This is a genomic window from Caulobacter sp. DWR2-3-1b2, assembly GCF_049896345.1.
Classification (GTDB): Bacteria; Pseudomonadota; Alphaproteobacteria; order Caulobacterales; family Caulobacteraceae; genus Caulobacter.
The window spans coordinates 36,379-55,696 of record NZ_JAFCUC010000006.1 but is presented as its reverse complement, the minus strand read 5'-3'; the positions used below and the strand labels follow the sequence as shown (position 1 = coordinate 55,696).

Annotated in this window: 24 protein-coding genes; 7 read left to right on the top strand and 17 right to left on the bottom strand. The window is 66.4% G+C overall.

The annotated features are described in order from the left end of the window. Positions 1-9: 9 nt before the first annotated feature. From purQ to purC, 5 genes are all read right to left on the bottom strand, one after another. Positions 10-672 carry a phosphoribosylformylglycinamidine synthase subunit PurQ gene (gene purQ / locus ACP694_RS15795; protein ID WP_426013913.1) on the bottom strand — a complete coding sequence of 221 codons (663 nt, stop codon included), beginning with the start codon at positions 670-672 and terminating at the stop codon, positions 10-12. 202 nt (positions 673-874) lie between these two features. Continuing rightward, the gene (locus ACP694_RS15790) at positions 875-1,360 is read right to left on the bottom strand and encodes a DUF3291 domain-containing protein (RefSeq protein WP_426013911.1); all 486 of its coding nucleotides are present in this window, start codon (positions 1,358-1,360) and stop codon (positions 875-877) included. Positions 1,361-1,422: 62 nt separating this feature from the next. After that, complete coding sequence (locus ACP694_RS15785; protein WP_426013910.1) at positions 1,423-1,731, bottom strand: hypothetical protein; 309 nt, start codon at positions 1,729-1,731, stop codon at positions 1,423-1,425. Between the two features lie 29 nt (positions 1,732-1,760). Continuing rightward, complete coding sequence (purS, locus tag ACP694_RS15780; protein WP_426013908.1) at positions 1,761-2,000, bottom strand: phosphoribosylformylglycinamidine synthase subunit PurS; 240 nt, start codon at positions 1,998-2,000, stop codon at positions 1,761-1,763. Positions 2,001-2,183: 183 nt separating this feature from the next. Further along, a complete protein-coding gene (purC, locus tag ACP694_RS15775) occupies positions 2,184-2,942 on the bottom strand; it encodes a phosphoribosylaminoimidazolesuccinocarboxamide synthase (protein ID WP_426013906.1) in 759 nt (252 codons plus the stop codon). Positions 2,943-3,210: 268 nt separating this feature from the next. Between purC and ACP694_RS15770 the strand changes: the two genes are divergently transcribed. Next, entirely contained in the window at positions 3,211-3,528 is a 318-nt protein-coding gene (locus ACP694_RS15770; RefSeq protein ID WP_426013904.1) for a DUF1476 domain-containing protein, read from the top strand. Positions 3,529-3,592: 64 nt separating this feature from the next. Here ACP694_RS15770 and ACP694_RS15765 read toward each other — a convergent pair whose 3' ends face one another. Then, entirely contained in the window at positions 3,593-5,593 is a 2,001-nt protein-coding gene (locus ACP694_RS15765; protein WP_426013902.1) for a M13 family metallopeptidase, read from the bottom strand. Positions 5,594-5,739: 146 nt separating this feature from the next. Between ACP694_RS15765 and ACP694_RS15760 the strand changes: the two genes are divergently transcribed. Then, complete coding sequence (locus ACP694_RS15760; protein WP_426013900.1) at positions 5,740-5,982, top strand: type II toxin-antitoxin system Phd/YefM family antitoxin; 243 nt, start codon at positions 5,740-5,742, stop codon at positions 5,980-5,982. Beyond that, on the top strand, positions 5,979-6,365 hold the full coding sequence (locus ACP694_RS15755; protein ID WP_426013898.1) for a type II toxin-antitoxin system VapC family toxin: 387 nt from the start codon (positions 5,979-5,981) through the stop codon (positions 6,363-6,365). The genes ACP694_RS15760 and ACP694_RS15755 overlap by 4 nt, the downstream gene beginning before the upstream one ends. Positions 6,366-6,371: 6 nt before the next feature. On the opposite strand, the gene ACP694_RS15750 is transcribed toward ACP694_RS15755, so the two are convergent. Beyond that, positions 6,372-6,872, bottom strand: coding sequence for a DNA-deoxyinosine glycosylase (locus tag ACP694_RS15750; RefSeq protein WP_426013896.1), 501 nt, complete (start codon positions 6,870-6,872; stop codon positions 6,372-6,374). Positions 6,873-6,876: 4 nt separating this feature from the next. Beyond that, entirely contained in the window at positions 6,877-8,187 is a 1,311-nt protein-coding gene (purB, locus tag ACP694_RS15745; RefSeq protein ID WP_426013894.1) for an adenylosuccinate lyase, read from the bottom strand. 193 nt (positions 8,188-8,380) lie between these two features. Between purB and ACP694_RS15740 the strand changes: the two genes are divergently transcribed. Next, complete coding sequence (locus ACP694_RS15740) at positions 8,381-9,154, top strand: class I SAM-dependent methyltransferase (RefSeq protein WP_426013892.1); 774 nt, start codon at positions 8,381-8,383, stop codon at positions 9,152-9,154. 517 nt (positions 9,155-9,671) lie between these two features. On the opposite strand, the gene ACP694_RS15735 is transcribed toward ACP694_RS15740, so the two are convergent. The 3 genes from ACP694_RS15735 to ACP694_RS15725 form a co-directional block, all read right to left on the bottom strand. Continuing rightward, positions 9,672-11,096: an alpha/beta fold hydrolase gene (locus tag ACP694_RS15735; protein ID WP_426013890.1), complete on the bottom strand. Its 1,425-nt coding sequence runs from the start codon at positions 11,094-11,096 to the stop codon at positions 9,672-9,674. A gap of 63 nt (positions 11,097-11,159) precedes the next feature. Further along, on the bottom strand, positions 11,160-12,002 hold the full coding sequence (gluQRS, locus tag ACP694_RS15730) for a tRNA glutamyl-Q(34) synthetase GluQRS (protein WP_426013888.1): 843 nt from the start codon (positions 12,000-12,002) through the stop codon (positions 11,160-11,162). A 6-nt stretch (positions 12,003-12,008) separates the two neighbouring features. After that, positions 12,009-12,644 carry a TetR/AcrR family transcriptional regulator gene (locus ACP694_RS15725; RefSeq protein ID WP_426013886.1) on the bottom strand — a complete coding sequence of 212 codons (636 nt, stop codon included), beginning with the start codon at positions 12,642-12,644 and terminating at the stop codon, positions 12,009-12,011. Between the two features lie 503 nt (positions 12,645-13,147). Between ACP694_RS15725 and greA the strand changes: the two genes are divergently transcribed. Beyond that, positions 13,148-13,633: a transcription elongation factor GreA gene (gene greA / locus ACP694_RS15720; protein ID WP_426013885.1), complete on the top strand. Its 486-nt coding sequence runs from the start codon at positions 13,148-13,150 to the stop codon at positions 13,631-13,633. On the opposite strand, the gene ACP694_RS15715 is transcribed toward greA, so the two are convergent. Continuing rightward, positions 13,620-13,760: a hypothetical protein gene (locus ACP694_RS15715; RefSeq protein WP_426013884.1), complete on the bottom strand. Its 141-nt coding sequence runs from the start codon at positions 13,758-13,760 to the stop codon at positions 13,620-13,622. The two genes, greA and ACP694_RS15715, sit on opposite strands and share 14 nt — an antisense overlap. 299 nt (positions 13,761-14,059) lie before the next feature. On the opposite strand from ACP694_RS15715, the gene ACP694_RS15710 reads away from it, so the two are divergent. Next, a complete protein-coding gene (locus tag ACP694_RS15710) occupies positions 14,060-14,623 on the top strand; it encodes an HNH endonuclease (RefSeq protein ID WP_426014227.1) in 564 nt (187 codons plus the stop codon). A gap of 193 nt (positions 14,624-14,816) precedes the next feature. Beyond that, on the top strand, positions 14,817-14,942 hold the full coding sequence (locus ACP694_RS15705) for a hypothetical protein (RefSeq protein WP_426013882.1): 126 nt from the start codon (positions 14,817-14,819) through the stop codon (positions 14,940-14,942). On the opposite strand, the gene ACP694_RS15700 is transcribed toward ACP694_RS15705, so the two are convergent. The 5 genes from ACP694_RS15700 to ACP694_RS15680 all read right to left on the bottom strand — a co-directional run bounded on the left by ACP694_RS15700 (position 14,939) and on the right by ACP694_RS15680 (position 19,302). Next, the gene (locus tag ACP694_RS15700; RefSeq protein ID WP_426013881.1) at positions 14,939-15,481 is read right to left on the bottom strand and encodes a VanZ family protein; all 543 of its coding nucleotides are present in this window, start codon (positions 15,479-15,481) and stop codon (positions 14,939-14,941) included. The genes ACP694_RS15705 and ACP694_RS15700 overlap by 4 nt on opposite strands. 149 nt (positions 15,482-15,630) lie before the next feature. Further along, entirely contained in the window at positions 15,631-17,406 is a 1,776-nt protein-coding gene (locus tag ACP694_RS15695; RefSeq protein ID WP_426013879.1) for a M1 family metallopeptidase, read from the bottom strand. Between the two features lie 126 nt (positions 17,407-17,532). Next, on the bottom strand, positions 17,533-18,093 hold the full coding sequence (locus ACP694_RS15690) for a demethoxyubiquinone hydroxylase family protein (RefSeq protein WP_426013878.1): 561 nt from the start codon (positions 18,091-18,093) through the stop codon (positions 17,533-17,535). Position 18,094: 1 nt separating this feature from the next. Next, positions 18,095-18,700 (bottom strand): disulfide bond formation protein B, encoded by a 606-nt coding sequence (locus tag ACP694_RS15685; RefSeq protein WP_426013876.1) that lies wholly within the window; start codon positions 18,698-18,700, stop codon positions 18,095-18,097. Then, positions 18,697-19,302 (bottom strand): YqaA family protein, encoded by a 606-nt coding sequence (locus tag ACP694_RS15680; protein WP_426013874.1) that lies wholly within the window; start codon positions 19,300-19,302, stop codon positions 18,697-18,699. The genes ACP694_RS15685 and ACP694_RS15680 overlap by 4 nt, the downstream gene beginning before the upstream one ends. Positions 19,303-19,318: the final 16 nt, after the last annotated feature.

Sequence of the window (19,318 nt, the reverse complement as noted above, 5' to 3'; positions counted from 1 at the left end):
AGATTCAGATCAGGCGCTGGCGAACACGCTGCGGAAGAGAAGGGCGCCGTCGGCCGAGCCGAGGTCGGGGTCGAACGACCGGTCGGGATGGGGCATCAGGCCCAGCACATTGCCGCCGGCGTTGACGATGCCAGCGATGGCGCGGGCCGAGCCGTTGGGATTGTCCTTGTAGCGGAACACCACCTGGCCCTCGCCCTCGAGGCGGTCCAGGGTATCCTCGTCGGCGAAGAAGTTGCCCTCGCCGTTGCCGACCGTCATCACCGCCTCGCGCTGCTCACCATATTCGGCGGTGAAGCGGGTCTGGCCGTTAACGATATCGAGCTCGACCGGCTTGCAGATATATTTCAGCTTCTCGTTGCGCAGAAAGGCGCCGGGCAGCAGGCCCGCCTCGCACAGCACCTGGAAGCCGTTGCAGATCCCGACCACGGCGACGCCGTTGCTGGCGGCCTTGACCACTTCCTTCATGACCGGGCTCTGGGCCGCCATGGCTCCGCAGCGCAGATAGTCACCGTATGAGAAGCCGCCGGGCAGGACGATCAGGTCCAGGTCGTCCGGCAGGGCCGTCTCCTGGTGCCAGACCATCTCGACGCGGGCGCCGGCGGAGCGCTCGATGGCGACCTTGCAGTCACGATCGCAATTGGAACCGGGGAAGACAACGACGGCGGCTTTCATGGCGCGGGCCTGTAGCATCGTTCGCGTGGGTTGTCAGCGCCCGTTCGGTGGCCGACGCCCCCTCCGTCGGGCTACGCCCGCCATCTCCCCCGTTTCACGAGGGAGGAGAAGGTCAGCTTTCCTAACCCGCGCGGCGGGGGAGGTGGTGCGATGCGAATACGCATCGTGACGGAGGGGGCGTCCGGGCGGCTGCGAACGCCTGCTACGCGCACTTGTCCAGCACCGGCTCCACCGGCGCCGCGTCGGGCGAGGGGAACGGGATCTTGAACGTGAAGGCGTCGGCCGTCGGGCCGTGCTGTTCCAGCAGCGCCAGGCGCGACTTGGCCTCATCGATGGTCGGATGGTGACCGGCCGGCGCCCACCACAGCACCATGAAGACGTCCATGCGCTCGAACCATTCCGCGCGGCGGCGCATGATCTGCAAATGGTCGCCGCGATAGACAAAGGCGCCTAGCGACTGGATGTCGATCCAGACCGACATGTTGATGGCGATCATCGGGTCTTCGTAGGGCTGCAGATCGACGGCGCTGTTGCCCTCGCCCTTCAATCGCCAGACAAAGCCGGGCGAGGCCTCGGCCAAGGCGTTCACCCGGTCGAGGCTGTCGACAAAGTCCTTGATCGTCGGGTCGTCGATCGGCGCCCGAAGGCGGGCGATATTGACCTCCGCCAGTTGCCAGTCCGCGCTCATGCTGTCGCTCCCATCAGCCTGTGGCAAGAGGATGGGGGCGATGGTCTAGCTTCGCTAGGGTATCAGTGTTCGTCGACTGAAAATGCCGTCTCGCTGGTCACCATGCGCGCCTCGGCCGCGCCCATCGGCACCGTCGCGGGCCAGCGGGCGCCCAGCAGCCGGTCCTTGGCTAGACGTGCGACGCTGACGCTGTCGGACTGGTTGCCGCCCAAGACGAAGAAACTGGTGGCGTCCTCGCCGACATAGAATGCGACATGGCCCAGGAAGCCGCCCGGCGAGACTCGCCAGAACACCAGCACAGCCCCGGGCTGGGGCGTGCAGGGCGCGCCGAACTTCAGCCAGTTGCGCGCGCCCAGCACATTGGTCGACAAGGGTTCGGCGTCTTGCCGCTAAGCGCGACCTAGCCGAAGTTGATCGCGTAGCTCTCGATCACGGTATTGGCCAGCAGCTTGTCGCACATGGCCTTGACCTCGGCCTCGGCCTTGGCCGGGTCGGTCTCGGTGACGTCGAACTCGATGGTGCGGCCGACCCGTACGCCCGACACATCGGCCCAGCCCAGGCCGTGCAGCGCGGCTTCGACGGCCTTGCCCTGGACGTCGAGGACGCCGGGCTTGAGGAACACTTGGACCTTGGCTTTCATGTCTTTCCTGACCTTTTCACTCTCTCCCGGAGGGGAGAGGGAGGGACCCATGCGCAGCATGGGAGGGTGAGGGGTGAAGGCGTCAGACGGCGTGCCGGCACGACGGGAAGGGCGTAACCCCTCATCCTCCCACGACTTCGTCGCAAGCCCCTCCTTCTCCCTCTGGGAGAAGGTGTTCTTAGGCTAAGCCACGCCGCCTTGGATGACGGTGGGCATTTCCTTCATGATGCCGAGCCGGCGGGCCACCTCGGTATAGCTTTCGATGACATTGCCAAGGTCGCGGCGGAAGCGGTCCTTGTCCATCTTCTCATTGGTGGTCGAGTCCCACAGGCGGCAGCTGTCGGGGCTGATCTCGTCGGCTAGGATCACGCGGCTGAAGTCGCCTTCATAGATACGGCCAAACTCGATCTTGAAGTCCACCAGGGTGATGCCCACGGCGCTGAACAGGCCGCTCATATAGTCGTTCACCCGCAGGGCCATGGCCATCATGTCGTCGATCTCCTGGGTGGCGGCCCAGTTGAACGCGGTGATGTGCTCCTCGGAGACCATCGGGTCGCCCAGCTTGTCGTCCTTGTAGTAGAACTCGATGATCGAGCGCGGCAGAGGCGTGCCCTCGGCCAGGCCCAGGCGCGTGGCGATCGAGCCAGCGGCGATGTTGCGCACCACCACCTCGAGCGGGATGATCTCGACTTCCTTGATCAGCTGCTCGCGCAGGCTGAGGCGGCGGATGAAGTGGTTCTGGACGCCGATCGCGTTCAGGCGAGTCATCATGTACTCGCTGATGCGGTTGTTGATCACGCCCTTGCCTTCGAGCACGGCCTTCTTCTGGGCGTTGAACGCCGTGGCGTCGTCCTTGAAGTACTGGATCAGGGTGCCGGGCTCGGGACCCTCGTACAGGATCTTGGCCTTGCCTTCGTAGATCTTCTTGCGGCGGGTGGTCATGGCTCTCGTCGAGGCCCTTCTGAATGCGAAGCGCGCCCGGCCCGAAGAAACGAAAAGCGCGCGCGGCGGATGGCGGCGCGCGGCGTTCGACTCAAGGCCGCTCACGAAAAATGTCCTCTCGAAACTAGCCGAACGCGGTCCCTGGCGCAAACGGCCCTAGTCGTGGCCTCGGGATTGTGACCGGATTGCAGGCGCTGCGGCGTTGCTTGTGATTGCCCACTGGCCCGGCAAGGGATATGCAGCGCGCTTAGAGACTATTGGGGCTTTCATGACCACCTTCGACGAACGCGAACAGGGTTTCGAACGCAAGTTCGCGCACGACCAGGATCAGGAATTCAAGGCGACCGCCCGTCGCAACCGCCTGCTGGGCGAATGGGCGGCCGAATTGATGGGCCTGGCCACGGTCGAGGAATATGCCCGCGCCGTCGTGAAGTCTGATTTCGAGCAGCCCGGCGACGAGGATGTGCTGCGCAAGGTGGCCGGCGATCTCAAGGGTTCGGGCGTCAATGTCGGCGAGGGCGAGGTGCGTCGCAAGATGGACGAACTGCTGGCCGTGGCCCGCGGTCAGATCATCGCCGGCGCGTAGGGCCTGCCGCCTTCCAGATGCGAAAAGGGCCGCCCCACCGGGGCGGCCCTTTTGTTTTTAGGCGTTACCAGACCCGCGAGCGATCCTCGGGCTTGAGGTAGTAGGTCTCGCCCGGCTTGACGCCGAACGCGTCGTACCAGGCGTCGACATTGCGCGTCGGGCCGATCACCCGGAACGAAGACGGCGAGTGCGGGTCGGACGCCATCTGCTGCTTCAGCGAATCGGGACGGGTCTTGTCCTGCCAGGCCTGGGCGAAGGCCAGGAACAGGCGCTGGTCACCGGTCAGTCCGCCGATCACCGGGGCCGGCTTGCCGCCCAGCGACGTATGGTAGGCGTCCAGCGCCACCTGCAGGCCGGCCAGGTCGGCGATGTTCTCGCCCATGGTCAGCTTGCCGTTGATCTTGCTGCCAGGCACAGGCTCATAAGCGTCGTACTGCTTGCCCAGCACATCGGCCTGGGCGTCGAAGCGCTTGGCGTCCTCGGCGGTCCACCAGTCGCGCAGCTTGCCGGTGGCGTCGATCTTGCGGCCCTGGTCGTCGAAGCCGTGGCTGATCTCGTGGCCGATCACTGCGCCGATCGCGCCATAGTTCACCGCCGGGTCGGCGGCCGGATCGAAATAGGGCGCCTGCAGGATGCCGGCCGGGAAAACGATCTTGTTCTCCAGCCCGCCGTTGTAGGCGTTGACGGTCTGCGGGGTCATGCCCCACTTGCCGTGGTCGACCGGCTTGCCCAGGTCATCGCGCGCATAGGCCCACTCGAAGGCCCGGCTGGCGACGACATTGCCGTACAGGTCATCGACATTGAGCTTCAGGCCCGAATAGTCGCGCCACTTGTCGGGATAGCCGACCATCACGCTCATCTTCGACAGCTTGGTCAAGGCCTCGGCCTTGGTGGCCGGACTCATCCAGGTCGCCGCCTGGATGCGGGCGGCCATGGCGGTCTTCAGATTGGCGATCAGGTCGACCATCTGGGCCTTGGACGAGGGCGGGAAGTACTTGGCGACATAGGTCTGGCCGACCACCTCGCCCAGGCTGCCGTCCACAAGCTGAACGCCGCGCTTCCAGCGAGGCCGCAGGGCCGACTGGCCGGACAGGGCCTTGACGTACTCGAACCGGCTGTCGACGAAGCGCTTGGACAGGTAGGGCGAGGTTTCCATGATGACGTGGAAGGTCTGCCAGGCCTTCAGGGTCTCAAGCGGGGTGTCGGTATAGACCTTGGCGATATCGCGCACGGCGGTCTTCTCGCCCAGGATCACCTTGGTCTGGCCCGGCAGGCCTGAGGCGTCCAGATAGGCGGCCCACGGGAAGGGGGCGTAGGTGGCCAGCTCGCCGACGGTGGTGGGGTTATAGACCTTGTCGATGTCGCGGCGGTCGGCGACCTGCCAGCTGGCCTTGGCGATGGCGGTCTCGAAGGCCACGACATCTGCGGCGGCCTTTGCCGGGGCGGGGTGGCCGGCCATGGTCAGGGCGCGGGTGACAAAGGCCGTATAGGCGGCCAGCTGCGGCTTGAAGGTGTCGGTCAGATAATAGTCGCGGTCCGGCAGGCCCAGGCCCGACTGGCCGATATAGAGGACGTTGATCTCGGGGTTCTTGGCGTCCGGCGCGATGTCCAGCGAGAAGATGTCGCCGCCGAAGCCGCCATGGGCGCGGCCCAGGGTCTGGACGAACTGAGCCTTGGTGGCGATCGCTGTCACCTTGGCCAGGTCGACCTTCAGCGCCTTGTCATCCGCCGCCTCGACCTTGGCCTCGTTGGTGAAGCTCCTGAACAGCGCGCCGATCTGGGTCGAGGGCTCGGCGGTGTCGATCAGGGTGCGCAGCTGGTCCTGCGAGCGGTTGTAGACATCGTAGCCGACCCCGGCCGAGCCCTGGTCGGCGGGGATCTCGGTGCGGGCCTCCCAGGCGCCGTTGGCGTATTTGTCGAAATCGGTCCCCGGCGACACCTTCGGGTCGCCGCCGGTCAGATCGACGCCCCAGGCGCCGTACATCGGCTTGGCCGGATCGGCCGCGAACGCGGCGGTGGACGAAATGGCGAGCACCGAGACGGCGGCCAGCAGGATCATGCGCATGTGCGGAAAAACCTCTTTCCCTATAGGCGGCGAATGCTGCCCTAGTCGGAGACGGCGCGCTGATTAAAATGCGGTAATGTTCGGCGATATCGTCATATTGCCTTTTCAACTGCCTTAGCTAAGTTAGTTAGCTAGGAGAGGCGCCCATGACCGTTGTCACTATTCACTATGCAAAGACAAACCTCTCTCGCCTGTTGGCCGAGGTCGAGGCCGGCGGCGAGGTTGTCATCGCCCGCGGCAAGGCGCCGGTGGCCACGCTGACGCCAGCCAAGCCGCCATGCCCCAAGCGGGTATTCGGCTCGATGAGGGGCCAAGTCGCGCTCGACGACAGCTTTTTCGAGCCGCTGCCCGACGATGAGTTGGCGCTCTGGAACGGCGACGACGCTTGAACCTCCTGCTCGACACCCATGCCTTGATCTGGTTCGTCGCGGGATCGGAAAACCTGTCGCCGCCGATCCGGGCGGCCATTGAGGACGAGCGCAACGCCGTCCATGTCTCGGCGGTCTCGGCCATGGAGATCACCACCAAATTCCGCCTCGGCAAGCTGCCCTCGGCGGCGCCGCTCGCCACCGACTTCACGCGCGTGGTCGCCGAGCGCGGCTTCATGCCCCTGCCGATCACGCTCGGTCACGCCGAGCGGGCTGGCGCCATGGATATTCCGCACAAGGATCCGTTCGACCGCTTGCTGATCGCCCAGGCGATCGCAGAGGCCATGACGCTGGTGTCCAACGAGTCGGTGTTCGATGGTTTCGGCGTCAGTCGTCTATGGTAGCGTGGCTCAGTCCAGCCAGGCCTTCATCGCGTTCCACAGCGCCAGCTTGTCATCGAAAGACCGCGCCGCGTGGGCCGGGCTGGAGGAGGGCAGGGCCAGGGTGGGCAGGCGGGCGCCCAGCAGCTTGCCGCCGAGCTTGGCCGCCGCGCCGCCATTGAACGCCACGCCGCGCAGGGCGGGCAGGGCGCCCACGAGCGCCACGAGGTCGTTGGCCTCGGCGTCGACGATGGCGGCGTCGAGGCTGCCGGGGCGCTTCGCCTCGGCGATGACGTCCCACAGCCCGACGCCGCGCGACAGCAGGGTGGTCAGGCGGCTTTCATAGGAGAGGGCGACCAGCGGTGTCTTGAGCACCCCCTCCAGCAACCGCCAGAAGGCGTTGCGCGGATGGCCGTAATATTGCGCGACCGCCAGCGAGGCGTCGCCCGGCAGGCTGCCCAGGATCAGGACGCGCGTGCGCGCGTCGACGACCGCCGGGAAGCCCGCCTTGCGCCCCTCCCGGAGGGACAAGGACCTAAGCCTGCTCGCCGAACACCCGCTTGAAGATCACGTCGACATTCTTGGTGTGGTAGCCGTAGTCGAACAATTCCTCGAGCTCGGCGTCCGACAAGGCCTTGGACACCACCTCGTCGGCCTTCAGGAACTCGATGAACCGGCCCTCGCCGCGCCACACCTTCATCGAATTGCCTTGCACGGCGGCATAGGCGTCCTCGCGCGACACGCCCTTCTGGGTCAGGGCCAGCATCACGCGCTGCGAGAACACCAGGCCCCCCAGCTTGTCGAGGTTCCGCGCCATGTTGTCGGGATAGATGTTGAAGCGCTCGATCACCCCGGCCAGGCGGCGCAGGGCGAAGTCGAGGTGGATGGTGGCGTCGGGCCCAATGCCCCGCTCGACCGACGAGTGGCTGATGTCGCGCTCGTGCCAGAGGGCGACGTTCTCCAGGGCCGGGGTCACGGCCGAGCGGACCAGCCGGGCCAGGCCGGTCAGGTTCTCGGTCAGGATCGGGTTGCGCTTGTGCGGCATCGCGGACGAGCCCTTTTGCCCGATCTCGAACGGCTCCTCAGCCTCCAGCACCTCGGTGCGCTGCAGGTGGCGGATCTCGGTGGCCAGCCGCTCGACCGACGAGGCGACCACGCCCAGGGCGCAGAAATAGGCCGCATGACGGTCGCGCGGGATCACCTGGGTCGAGACCGGCTCGACCACCAAGCCCAGCTTGTCGGCCACGTACTGCTCGACCCGCGGATCGACATTGGCGAAGGTGCCCACGGCGCCGGAGATCGCGCAGGTGGCGATCTCGAACTTCGCCATCGCAAGTCTTTCCTTAGCCCGCTGGAACTCGGCATAATAGCCGGCCAGCTTCAGGCCAAAGGTGATCGGCTCGGCATGGATGCCGTGGCTGCGGCCCACGCACACCGTCATCCTGTGTTCCAGCGCCCGGCGCTTCAGCGCGACCAGCAGCAGGTCGACGTCCTCGATCAGCAGGTCGGTGGCCTTGGACAGCTGAACGGCGAAACAGGTGTCCAGCACGTCGGAGCTGGTCATGCCCTGGTGCAGGAACCGCGCCTCTGGGCCGACGATCTCCGACACATGGGTCAGGAAGGCGATGACGTCATGCTTGGTGACGCGCTCGATCTCGTCGATCCGGTCGCTATCCCAGACCGCGTCGCGGCCCTTCTCCCAGATCGTCTCGGCGGCGCGCTTGGGGATGACCCCCAGTTCGGCCATGGCGTCGGCGGCGTGAGCCTCGATCTCGAACCAGATCTTGTACTTGGTCTGGCTGGACCAGATGGCGACGGCTTCGGGGCGAGAATAACGGCTGATCATAGGGCCGGGGTTTCGGCGCGGCGGGGGAGAGAGTCAAGGGTGGGGTGGGGGGAGAGGCCCCCGCGCCGTCTGTGGTCTGTTGTTCGCGCGGGGCATGATGTCGGCTTCCGACCCGTTGCGGACATCCACGCGGTCAATCAAGACATCGTCGGCAAGCGCTATGGCGGCGGCTTGTCGTGATCGGAAGTAGCGAATGGACAGTTCGAAGAAACCTCACTTCGGGATTGATGCCCCGGGTCTCGTCCGCGCGTTCTTGCTGGCGGGCATGGCGCTGGCTTCGGCCAGCGTAGGCACCTTCGTCTTTGCGCCCCCGGCTCTGGGAGTTTGGATCGGCAGCATCGTTCTGATTCCCGCGATCTACGCCCTCTTTATGTTTGCGCTGATGATCCGGGGAAGTCTTGTCGACAAGGTTCGTGATGCCGAGGCCATTCTCGATCTTCATGAATGGAGGGGCAGCGAACAGGTTCTGGACGTGGGTTGCGGTCGGGGTCTGATGCTGATCGGGGCAGCCAGACGACTGACCACTGGCCGAGCGATTGGCGTGGATATTTGGTCTGCAAACGACCAGTCAGCCAACGTCTCGGGCGCACCGATCAACAATGCTCGTATTGCGGGGGTGTCTGACCGGGTTGAGGTCGAAACTGCCGATGCTCGTCACTTGCCGTTCGCGGACGGTTCTTTCGATGTCGTCTCGTCGAGTTGGGTCCTCCACAATCTTGAGGATGCCGGGGACCGGCTGTCGGCATTGAAGGAAATGGTTCGGGTCACCCGGCCTTCCGGCACGATCCTGCTGACCGACATCGTCAACCGCCACGAATATGTTTCGGCGATGAAAGGGATGGCTGTGGAAGATGTGCGGCTGGTCGTGCTTTCGCCGGGCAGGGACCGGTTCCTGAGTGCCGTTTCATTCGGGTCGTTCCAGCCCGCTACAGTGTTCGCTCGCAGGACAGATCACGAAGTCGGGTGAACGTCCGCTAGCCACCCTTCTCGGCCCACTAGAGCGTCTGCTTTCGGCGCAAGCTCGCCATCAAGGCTTTAAGGCGCGGCCTCGCCGTTGCGGCGGGATGGGGCTTGGGTTCTGGCATTCTTGAACCCTCTACCCATGGGAGAGGGTTCGAAAAGGGGGGCGCTCAAGGGGGATCGAGGCGGCTCCATCCCCATGATCCCGAACCACAACCACAGCAATATCAGAGCCCTAAAAATAGTCAGCGTCACAACCGCTGGCGCAGCTAAACCTCCCGTATCCTGATCTCACCTCGCCGCACCGGAAAGGGCGCATGGCCAGCGACCGATGCGGCGGCGGGGGACGATCGAGCGGAATTGGGCTGGAGGGGGGGGTTACTTCAGCGTGTCCGGGGAGCCTGGCGTTGCAGGCCCCGCCCGCCGTCGGCGTCGTCGGAAACGACCCGGGCCGAATCCGGCTAAGCCTCAACAGGGCGCCCACCGGACGCTGCGCGACCACCTCCCCCACGGGGGGAGGACTTCTAGTCCAGGTCGAACACGAACCGGTCATGCTCGGGATGCAGACAGCTCTGATCCACCGGCGCGGTGGGATCCGCCAGGAAGGCCCGGATCATCTTGCGGGCGCAGGCGCTGCTGCGGAACACGCCGTGGGTGGTGTTGGGGATGATCGACAGCTGGCCCTGGCTGAACCGGCCGACCGCCGCCTTGGCCACGTCGGGCGGGCAGCCGGGGTCGATCTCGGCGGCCAGGAAGAAGGTCGGCAGGGCGCTGCTGACCGGCTTGGCCTCGACCGGGTCGGGCGCGCCGACGGGATAGGCCTTGCAGACGCTGAAATAGCGCCCCATCGAGGCCTCCAGCAGCCGCGCGACCGGGTCGCGCTGGGCGCCCTGGCGCATCGCCGCCTCGCTTTCGAAGGGGAATTCCTCCTTGCACAGATGGGTCAGGTGCTGGGCCTCGGCATAGCCGCTGCGGCCGGCCATCTGCTCGTCCAGCCGGGCCATGTCGCCGGCCGCGAACTCGGTGACCGTCGCGGGCAGGGCGCGGGCGTCGGGGCCGCTATAGGCCGCGTCCATCAGGAAGCCGCCCAGGTCGTCGGCGCTATAGACCTGGCCGTTGATCGTCTGGGGACCGGCCAGGAGGCGGCCGGCCAAGGCGTCGAGATCGGCGGCTGGGTGCGGGTATTTGGCGTGGCAGGCGGCGTCGGCGGCGCAGCGCTTGAAGATTTCCTTCACGGCGTCCGACACCATCTCCGGCCCGCCCTGCGCCCACTTGGCCTCCGGCGTCCAAGGCGAGTCGAGCACCACGGCCCGCACCCCTTGCGGCGCGTGCTTGACCACGGCCAAGGCGATGCGGGTGCCGTAGGACACACCCATCAGGTCAACCTGTTTCAGGCCCAGGACTGTGCGCAGGTCCTGGATGTCCTTGACCACTTCCTCGGCGTTGTACTGGCTCAGGTCGACGCCCGAGGCGGTGAAGCGCTGGGCGCAGGCGACCAGCTGCTGCTGCGCCGCGTCGTTCAGCGGGCCGGCGTCGTTGAGCGCCACCTCGCCGCAGTCCAGGGCCGGCGAGGCGCGGCCGCCGCCGCGCTGGTCGAAGAAGATCCAGTCCTGATCGACCCCGACCAGTTCCTTGGCGACCGGGCTGCGCAGCGTGCGGCCCAGGGTCTCGACCACGCCGCCGCCGGGGCCGCCATGCAGGAAGATCACCGGCACGGCGCCGGGCCTCGGGACGCTGGCCTTGACGATGGTCACCGGCAGGGCGACGCGGCGCACGCCGGGTCCGCCGCGCGTCTCGTCGACGGTCAGGACACCGCATTGGATCGTGTTGGCGACGCCGCTGTAGTCGCCGGCGCACGGGCCTGGCGTGAACTTCGGCGCGGCGGCGTGGGCGCCGCTGGCCATGGTCAACGCACTCGCAGCCAGGGCTGCTCCCAGGATCAGACGCATGTCACCCTCGCTTTCAAAACGGGGCGACAGCAGCACGGGGCCGCCATGGCCGCAAGCACGGGTTCAGTCCAACCCCATCTCCGCCCGCAGCTGGGCCGGCGTCACCCCTGCCGCCCGCAGGTCGCGCAGGGTCTGAGCCTTGTCGCGCTTGGCGTAGCGCTTGCCGTCGGGGCCAGTCAGCAGGGGGTGGTGGCGATAGGACGGGGTCGGCAGGTCCAGCAGGGCCTGAAGCAGGCGCTGGATGTGGGCGGCCTCGAACAGGTCCTGGCCGCGGATCACCTGGGTGATCCCCTGCAGGGCGTCGTCCAGCACCACGGCCAGGTGATAGGCGACCCCGACGTCCTTGCGGGCCAGGATGATGTCGCCGGCCAACTCGGGGCGGGCGGCGATCAGGCCGGTCTCGCCGTGGGGGCCCGCGCCGTGTTCGACGAAGCTCAAGCCGTCGAACCCGCCCAAAGCCGAGCGGGCCGCGTCCAGCGACAGCCGCCAGGCAAAGGCTTCGCCTCGCGACAACCGCGCGGCTTCCTCGGCGGACGGGAGGCGCGCGCCAGAGAACGGCGTCCCCGGCTCGTGCGGCGCCCGGCCAATGTCCAGCTCCTTGCGGGTCCGGAAACAGCGGTAGACCAGGCCCTTGGCGCGCAAGGTCTCGATGGTGGCGCGATAGCCGGCCAGGTGCTCGGACTGTCGGCGCACCGGGACTTCCCAGGCCAAGCCCAGCCAGGCCAGGTCCTCCAGGATCGCCGCGTCATAGTCCGGCCGGCTCCGCGTGGCGTCGATATCCTCGATCCGCAGCACGAACCGCCCGCCCTCGGCCCGCGCCGCCTCGAAGGCGGTCAGGGCCGAGAAGGCATGGCCGCGATGCAGCAGGCCGGTCGGGGAAGGCGCGAAACGCGTGGCGAAGGCCAAGCCGCGTTAGCCTTGGTCGAGCCTGGCGAACATGCCCAGATGTTCGAACACCGCGCGCAGAAAGGCCTCTTCGCCGCCAAGGGCCTCCTTCAACGGATCGAACTGCTTGAAGCCGATCATCTCGGCCAAACCGTGCCCAGCGCACCAGGCGGCGATGGTCGCCAGTTCCAGGTCGATCTCCGAGACCGTGCCGCCGCTGCGCTCGTCGATCGTGTTGCGCACCTGGCAATAGGCGCCGTCGTCCTTCAGCTGATCGGGCAGCGAATCCTTGTCGCGCGAGCAGTCGTACATCACCCGATAGATCGCCGGGTTGTCGCGCGCGAAGCAGACATAGGCCACGCCCAGGCCGGTCATTCGCTCGTTGGCGTCGGCGGCCTTCTGGCGGGCGGCGGTCAGGGCCGCGTCAAGCGCTGTCCAGCCCTCATGCGCGACGGCCTCCAGCAGCTCGCCCTTGTCCTTGAAATGATGATAGGGCGCGGCAGGGCTGACCCCGGCTTCGCGCGCCACGGCCCGGAGCGAAAGCGCGGCCGGGCCGTCCTTCTCAAGAATGCGTTGGGCGGCTTCGACCAAGGCGCGGCTGAGGTCGCCATGGTGATAGGGCCGGGCTTCTGGCGCCAAGGATTTGGAGGCGGACTTTGTCATCCCAGACACTGTTACTCCATCCGTTCCTAAAATCCATCTAAACGCTGCAAAGATTATCTTGACGCCGTTTAGATCGATGCTATCTAAGCACTGTCCAGATCGGACCAGGTCGGTTCTCCCAAGCCGAACCCGCCTCAAACCAACTCACTAAGGACGTGTGTGATGACCAAGACTTTCTTCGCCTTCGAAACCGTGCTCGACCGCATGGCTGTCGGCTTCTTCCTGGCCGCGGCTGTCGGCATCGCCGCCGCCTTGATCGGCGTGGCCCTCTGAACTGGTAGCGTTTGTGACCGACGGGATTTGCGGATCCCCCCGCTGTCCCGCCGACACGACGCCGCCTCCGCAGTAATTTAAAGCCGCCCGCGTTTGCCCGCCGGCGGCTTTGGCATGTCTTGATCAGGGCGTACGGGCCGACTAGGTCAAGGCTCCTGTCGCGGAACGTCCCGTCGCGGGCCGGATTTCCTAGTCATGACCGTTTCACCACCAGCCCAGACGGCGCGCCAATGAGCGTGGCCTTCACCAAGGAAGGTGACAGCGAAGCTTTCGCCGCCGACCTGTTGGACCGTCCGATCTCGTCCCATCCCAATTTGGTGACGCCGCGAGGGCTGGTGCAACTGGAAGAGGGCCTTGCCGCCGCTCGCGCCGCCTATAGCGCCGCCCAGGCCGCGGGCGACGTCGCCCAGGATCGCACCGCCATGGCTCGCGCCACCCGCGACCTGCGCTACTATTCGGCCCGCCGAGCCAGCGCCCAACTTCGTGAACTCGATCCTACCCTGGACGTGTTGCAGTTTGGCGGGGCCGTCACCTTCGATCGCCAAGACGGTCGGCGTCAGACCTTCCGCATCGTGGGCGAGGACGAGGCTGATCCTGCCCAGGGTTCGGTGTCCTACGTGTCGCCGGTGGCGCGGGCCATGCTGGGCAAGGCGGCGGGCGACACCGCCATGGTCGCCGGCGGCGAGGTCGAGATCGTCGAGATCACCGCAGGCTAGCCGAGCGCCTGAAGGCCGGTCGCACTGCGGTGGCGGGAGTGTCGATCCCACCGGGCAACAGGCGCGAGGGCTGATTGGCCGCCAGGGGCCAGGTCAGGGCGATCATGGGCAGGGCGGGCGAGGACATGGCGAGTTCCCGGACGAGTGGATGACCGCAGGCGACCATAACCGCGATCGTTCGGGGGCTTAGCGCAAGGATGTCTTGGTTCTGTCGCGGAGTTGGACCATCCTTTCCGAGCGTTCGGGAATGAATGGCGATTCCTGAGAATGCGTGGGAAGGAGGCCCGTCTTCAGTCCGATCGCGTATCCGCTTCATGGGGACCTGTCCGGTCCCGCATTGCGCAGAAGCCCTCCGGGCTTCCAATTTCGTTGGAGCCCTCCGGGCTTCCAATTTCGCTGGGGCCCTCCGGGCTCCAGTGGGAGGCCCTGATGCAGGTGCTGTCCCGTCCTCCGTCCGGCATGCCGGCGCTTGTGCTCAATGCCGACTATCGGCCCTTGAGCTATTATCCGCTGTCCCTCTGGCCCTGGCAGGAGGTGATCAAGGCGGTGTTTCTCGAACGTGTCGAAGTGGTCTCGACCTACGACCACGTGGTCCGTTCGCCCTCGTTCGAGATGAAGCTGCCCAGCGTGGTGTCGCTGAAGCAGTATGTGCCGCAGGACCGTCCGCCAGCCTTCACGCGCTTCAACCTGTTTTTGCGCGACGGGTTTTCTTGCCAGTACTGCGGGGCGCTGGACGACCTGACGTTCGACCACGTCATCCCGCGTTCCCGCGGTGGACGCACGACGTGGGAGAATATCGTCACCGCCTGTGCGCCCTGTAATCTTGGCAAGGGTGGCCGGACACCGCGTGAGGCTGGCATGCACCCGTTCCACACGGCGCGCCGGCCCAGCATGCACGAGCTGCAGGATCGCGGCCGCCGGTTTCCGCCGGGCCACCTGCACGCCAGCTGGCTGGACTACCTCTATTGGGACATCGAGCTGGAGGCGTGATCTCGCCACCCAGGAAAGCACCTTGGCTCAACTTGCATCGACTCACCGCCAAGCTGACCCAGAGACGGGGGCTTGGCGAAGAGGGCTAGAGCATTTCCCGACCTGACTGCGTCAGGCCGTGAGCTCTAATCTTTTGTTTTGACGCATTCTTCTCCACGCGAACCGGAACCACTTCGCTCGAAAAATGCTCTAGATGCTGAGCAATCCGACGCTTGACGCCCATGGCCGGCAACTGTGCGCCAGGCGTCGTCTGCGATGGGCCATGGTCGCCACGGCGATCGCCAATATCGCCCTGTGGTCGGTGGTTTTCGGTCTCTAGGCCGACCGACGACTCAAGGGAAAGTGCTGCGACGCCCGGTTGGCGAACCGGACCGGGCGTTCGACGTCCGACGCGAGCGTGGAGGGTGAGAACACCGCCTTGGCGACCGGCGCCAGGCGTCGGGCGCCGCGTCGGCGGTCCTGGGCCAGGATGTCGCTGAAGCTGGCGCCGCCGCGCTGACGGGCCAAGGCGCGCAGGCCTTCGATCTGGCTGGCGAAGTGGATCACGCAGACGCCGATCGTGTCGGCCGCCAGGTCGCCGAACGAGGCGCTGCGGCCGGGGGTGAACAGTTGGGCCACCTCGACGCTCGCGCCCAGCATCACTGCGGCGATCGCCAGGTCGCGGCGGCGCATGCGCGGAAAGGCGATGAACGAAACGGCCAGCAGGGCGCCGAAGGCGAGGGCGTGGGCGACCTTGTCGCTGAGGCCGAACACGTGCTCCAGGCCCTGATAGGGACCCAGCATCAGAATGGCTGCGGATACGGCTCCGGCCACCAGGACGGCGCGGGCGGTGGTCACGACATGGTTGGGCGTCAGCATGGCTTTCCGAGCTCAGGTTTGAGCGCAAAGCCTTACTGGGACTTGGACTACAAGCCGTGAAGGAACAGGGTCAACCAAAGATGACCGATCGCGTCCGCATGGCCTCCGTCATGCCGGGCGGGTTGCGACGACGGAGGCAAGGTTGGGCTCTAAGTTTTCTTGGCGGCTTCAGCGGCCGCTTTCGCCGCGTCGTCCGTGACCTTCTTCCAGGCCTGGTACTCTTCCAGATAGGGCTGGCGACGCAGGATCTTGGAAGCTGGATCGACGATCACCGGCACGGTGTCGCCGACCTTGATCCGCCCCGCGCCGTCGGCCATGGGCAAGGTGACGAGCTTGTCGCCGACCTTGACCTCGACGGGCATCGGGAAGGGCTTGCCCGAGGGAGTCTTCCAGCTCAGCACCAGGCCGTCGCCGTCGCGGGTCTGCAGCAATTCCGGCAGCTTGGCCTGATAGAAGTAGGCGTCGAAGAACCACTGATAGTCCTTGCCCGTCGCAGCGTTGACGATGCGGATGAAATCCTTGGTGGTGGCGTAGCGCGGCTGGAAGTTGCCCGGTTTCGGATCGGGCCGGCCATAGACCAGGGTGCGCACCGACCTGAAGAACGCTTCATCGCCGATCGTGGCGCGTAGCGTGTGCATGATGTTGGAGCCCTTGGAATAGATGTCGCCGGCCGGGCCGCCTGCGGGCTTGTAGACGTCGTCCTCGCTCATGACGCGGCCGGCGACGACGGGGAACCTGTTCACGGTGGTGGCGCGCTGGGCGTTCAGGCGCGCCATATATTCCATGTCGCCGTGCAACCACTGCGAATAGAGCGGCTGCATATAGCTGCCCAGGCCCTCGTGGATCCACATGTCGTCCCAGTCGACATTGGTCACCTGGTTGCCGAACCACTCGTGCGAGAACTCGTGCTGGAACAGCCAGTCGTAGCCGTAGACGTCCTTTTTGTACTCGTTGCCATAGGCGTTCATGGTCTGGTGTTCCATGCCCAGGTGCGGGGTCTCGACCACGCCCAGCTTTTCCGAGCGGAACGGGTATGGGCCGATCATCTGCTCGAAGAAGTCCAGGGTCTGGGGGAACTCGGCGAACAGAGCCTTCACCTTGGCCGGGTCGTCGCTCTTCAGGTGCCAGTATTCGATCGGGAAGCTGTCGCCGAACCGGCTCTTGTAGGTGTCGGAGATCTTCTCGTACGGGCCGATGTTCAGGGCGATGGCGTAGGTGTCGGGATGCTTTTGGCGCCAGTGGAAGGTGCGCCAGCCGTCCTTCTCCACGACGTCGATCAGCACGCCGCCGGCCGGAGCCGACAGCGGAGCCGGAACGGTCACGTAGAAATCGACCAGCTCCGGCTCGCCCGTCGGGAAGTCGATGCACGGCCAGAAGAGGTCACAGCCGTCGCCTTGCACGGCCGTGGCGATCCAGGGCTCGCCGGTCGGGGCGGTCTTCCAGACGAAGCCACCGTCCCATGGCGCCTTTTCGGCCACGTGCGGCACGCCGCCATAGCGGATGCGGACCACGGTTTTGGCGCCTGCGGCCAGCGGGCGCGGCGGCGTGATGGTCAGGCGACCCTCGGGATTGGTCCAGGCCGAGGCGGGGAGAGCCTTGCCATCGACGGTCAGGCTGCTGATCGGCAGGTCGCGGTCCAGGTCCAGCACGATGCGGGCCAGGTCGGTCTTGGCCCGCAGGGTCAGGGTGGCGTCCCCCTCGATCGCCTTGCGGTCGGGAAAAACCTTGACCTTCAGATCAACGTGCTCGATGGCCAGCGCCGCCTCTTCGGCCGGCATCTGGCCACCGGTGCCCAGGGTCAGGGCGGTGGTCTCGGCCGGCTTGGCCGGCGCTGCGGCCTGGGCGCGAGCGACTTGAGCGGACGTGGCCAAGGTTAGCAGGGATGCCGCGCACAGGGCGGCGGTCCGACGAAGATGGATGTTCACCCGCAACTCCCCTCAACCCGACAATCACGGGCCGCATAATTTCAGCGACATGGGTAAGCGCGGTCGCGCCGCGCGCCAAGGGCGAAGTTTCGGGGGGAGTTCTGCCGAAGTTCCAGCGAACGCCGGTCAGATCTTCTCGCTAATCTTGATCGCCGCCCGGCAGCCGGCGCGGATCACCGCCGACAGCAGTGGATAGGCCGGCGCCTCCAGGGCGCCTTCCGCGATAGCGATCTCCTTGTGGGCCAGTTCGTCGTCGCGGAACTGGCTGAGTTCGGCGGCCAGGGCGGGGTCGCGGACCTCAAGCTCGGCGATCTGCCCGGCATAGTGCTGTTCGATCACCGTCTCAACCGCCTCGGTGCAGGCGTGGGCGGCTTTCTCACCCAGCAGAGCCGTGCCCGCGCCCAGGGCGAAGGCGGCGGCGCGCCAGACCGGCGACATCAGGGTGGGGCGCACGCCGTGTTCGCCCAGCAGTTGGTCAAAGCGGCTGAGATGGACCTGCTCGTGGCCCTCCATGTCCTTCAGCTGGCCCGCGATCCGCTCGCGCCCGGGGGCGTTGCGCATCACCGTCTGCTGGCCGCGATAGATGTGCACCGCCGCCAGCTCGCCCGCCTGATCGACCCGCAGGATCTCGGCCAGGCGCGCCTTCTGGGCGCCGAGACCGGGGCGGGGTGGCACAGGCTGGCTCATCTCAGACGGCCTTGGGTTTGCGAAGAGCGGCGAAGACCGAGGCGACGGCCAGGCCCAGCGAGATCAAGGCGTTCCAGCCCGCCATCGACAGGCCCAGAAAGACCCAGACAGCCTTTTCGCAGGATGGGGCGGCGACCTTGGCGCCCTTCAGCATGGCGATCAGGTCGTCGGTCGAGGCCGCGCCGCCAGCGGCGCAGGCCGCGGGACCAGGCCACCACTTCCATTCCGCCCCGGCGTGATAGGCCGCCAGGCCGGCGCCATAGAGAAAGCCGACGCCCAGCAACAGGATCAACGGTCGGCGCACCTTGTCCGCCCAGGCCGTGCGCGACAGCACGACGGCGACCGCCGCCACGGTCCCGGTCAGCCAATAGACCTCGCGTTGCTTCAGGCACATCAGGCACGGGGCCAGCTTGCCGAAGGTCTCGAAGGCATGGGCGGCGCCGAGCATGAAGGCGCAGGCGGCCAAGGCCAGCAGCGGCCAGTGCGCGACGGCCAGGTCCAGCGGGCCTCGCATCGGCGGGGCCGTGGCGAGCGCTTCGCCCGCCGGCCCCGTCGCGCGGATTTCGCTGGCCTTTGGTTCGCCGTTCTCGAGGCTGTCGATCGTCATGCCGCGCAGGCTCCGCCGCTGCTTCCCCCCAAGAAGTGGCTGGCCGCGAGGCCGATGACAAGGAGGGCGACGAGAATGCCGGCGAACAGGGCCAAGCGTTTTTCGATGACCGGCATCATGGCCGGGCCGAATTTCTTGACCACCCAGGCGACCAGGAAGAAGCGGGCCGAGCGGGTAATCGTCGAGGCGATGATGAACATCGGGAAGCTGAAGGCGGCCAAGCCTGACGCAATGGTCACCAGCTTGTAGGGAATGGGCGTCAGGCCCTTGGCCAGGATCACCCAGACGCCGTATTGGTCGTACCAGCACTTGAATTCGTCCATCCCGCCAGCGTGGCCGGTGACGGTCATCATCCAGACGCCGACCGGCTTGAGGAAGAATCCGATCGCATAGCCCAGGCACCCGCCCAACACCGAGCCCAGGGTGCAGATCGCCGCGTAGCGCCAGGCGCGGTCGGGTCGGGTCAGCACCATCGGGGCCAGCATCACGTCGGGCGGGATGGGAAAGAACGAGCTTTCGGCGAACGAGACGGCGAAAAGGCCAAGCGGGGCGTGGCGCGAGGCGGCCAGGCCCATGACCCAGTCATAGAGACGACGCAGCATGGAAGCTCCGAAATAA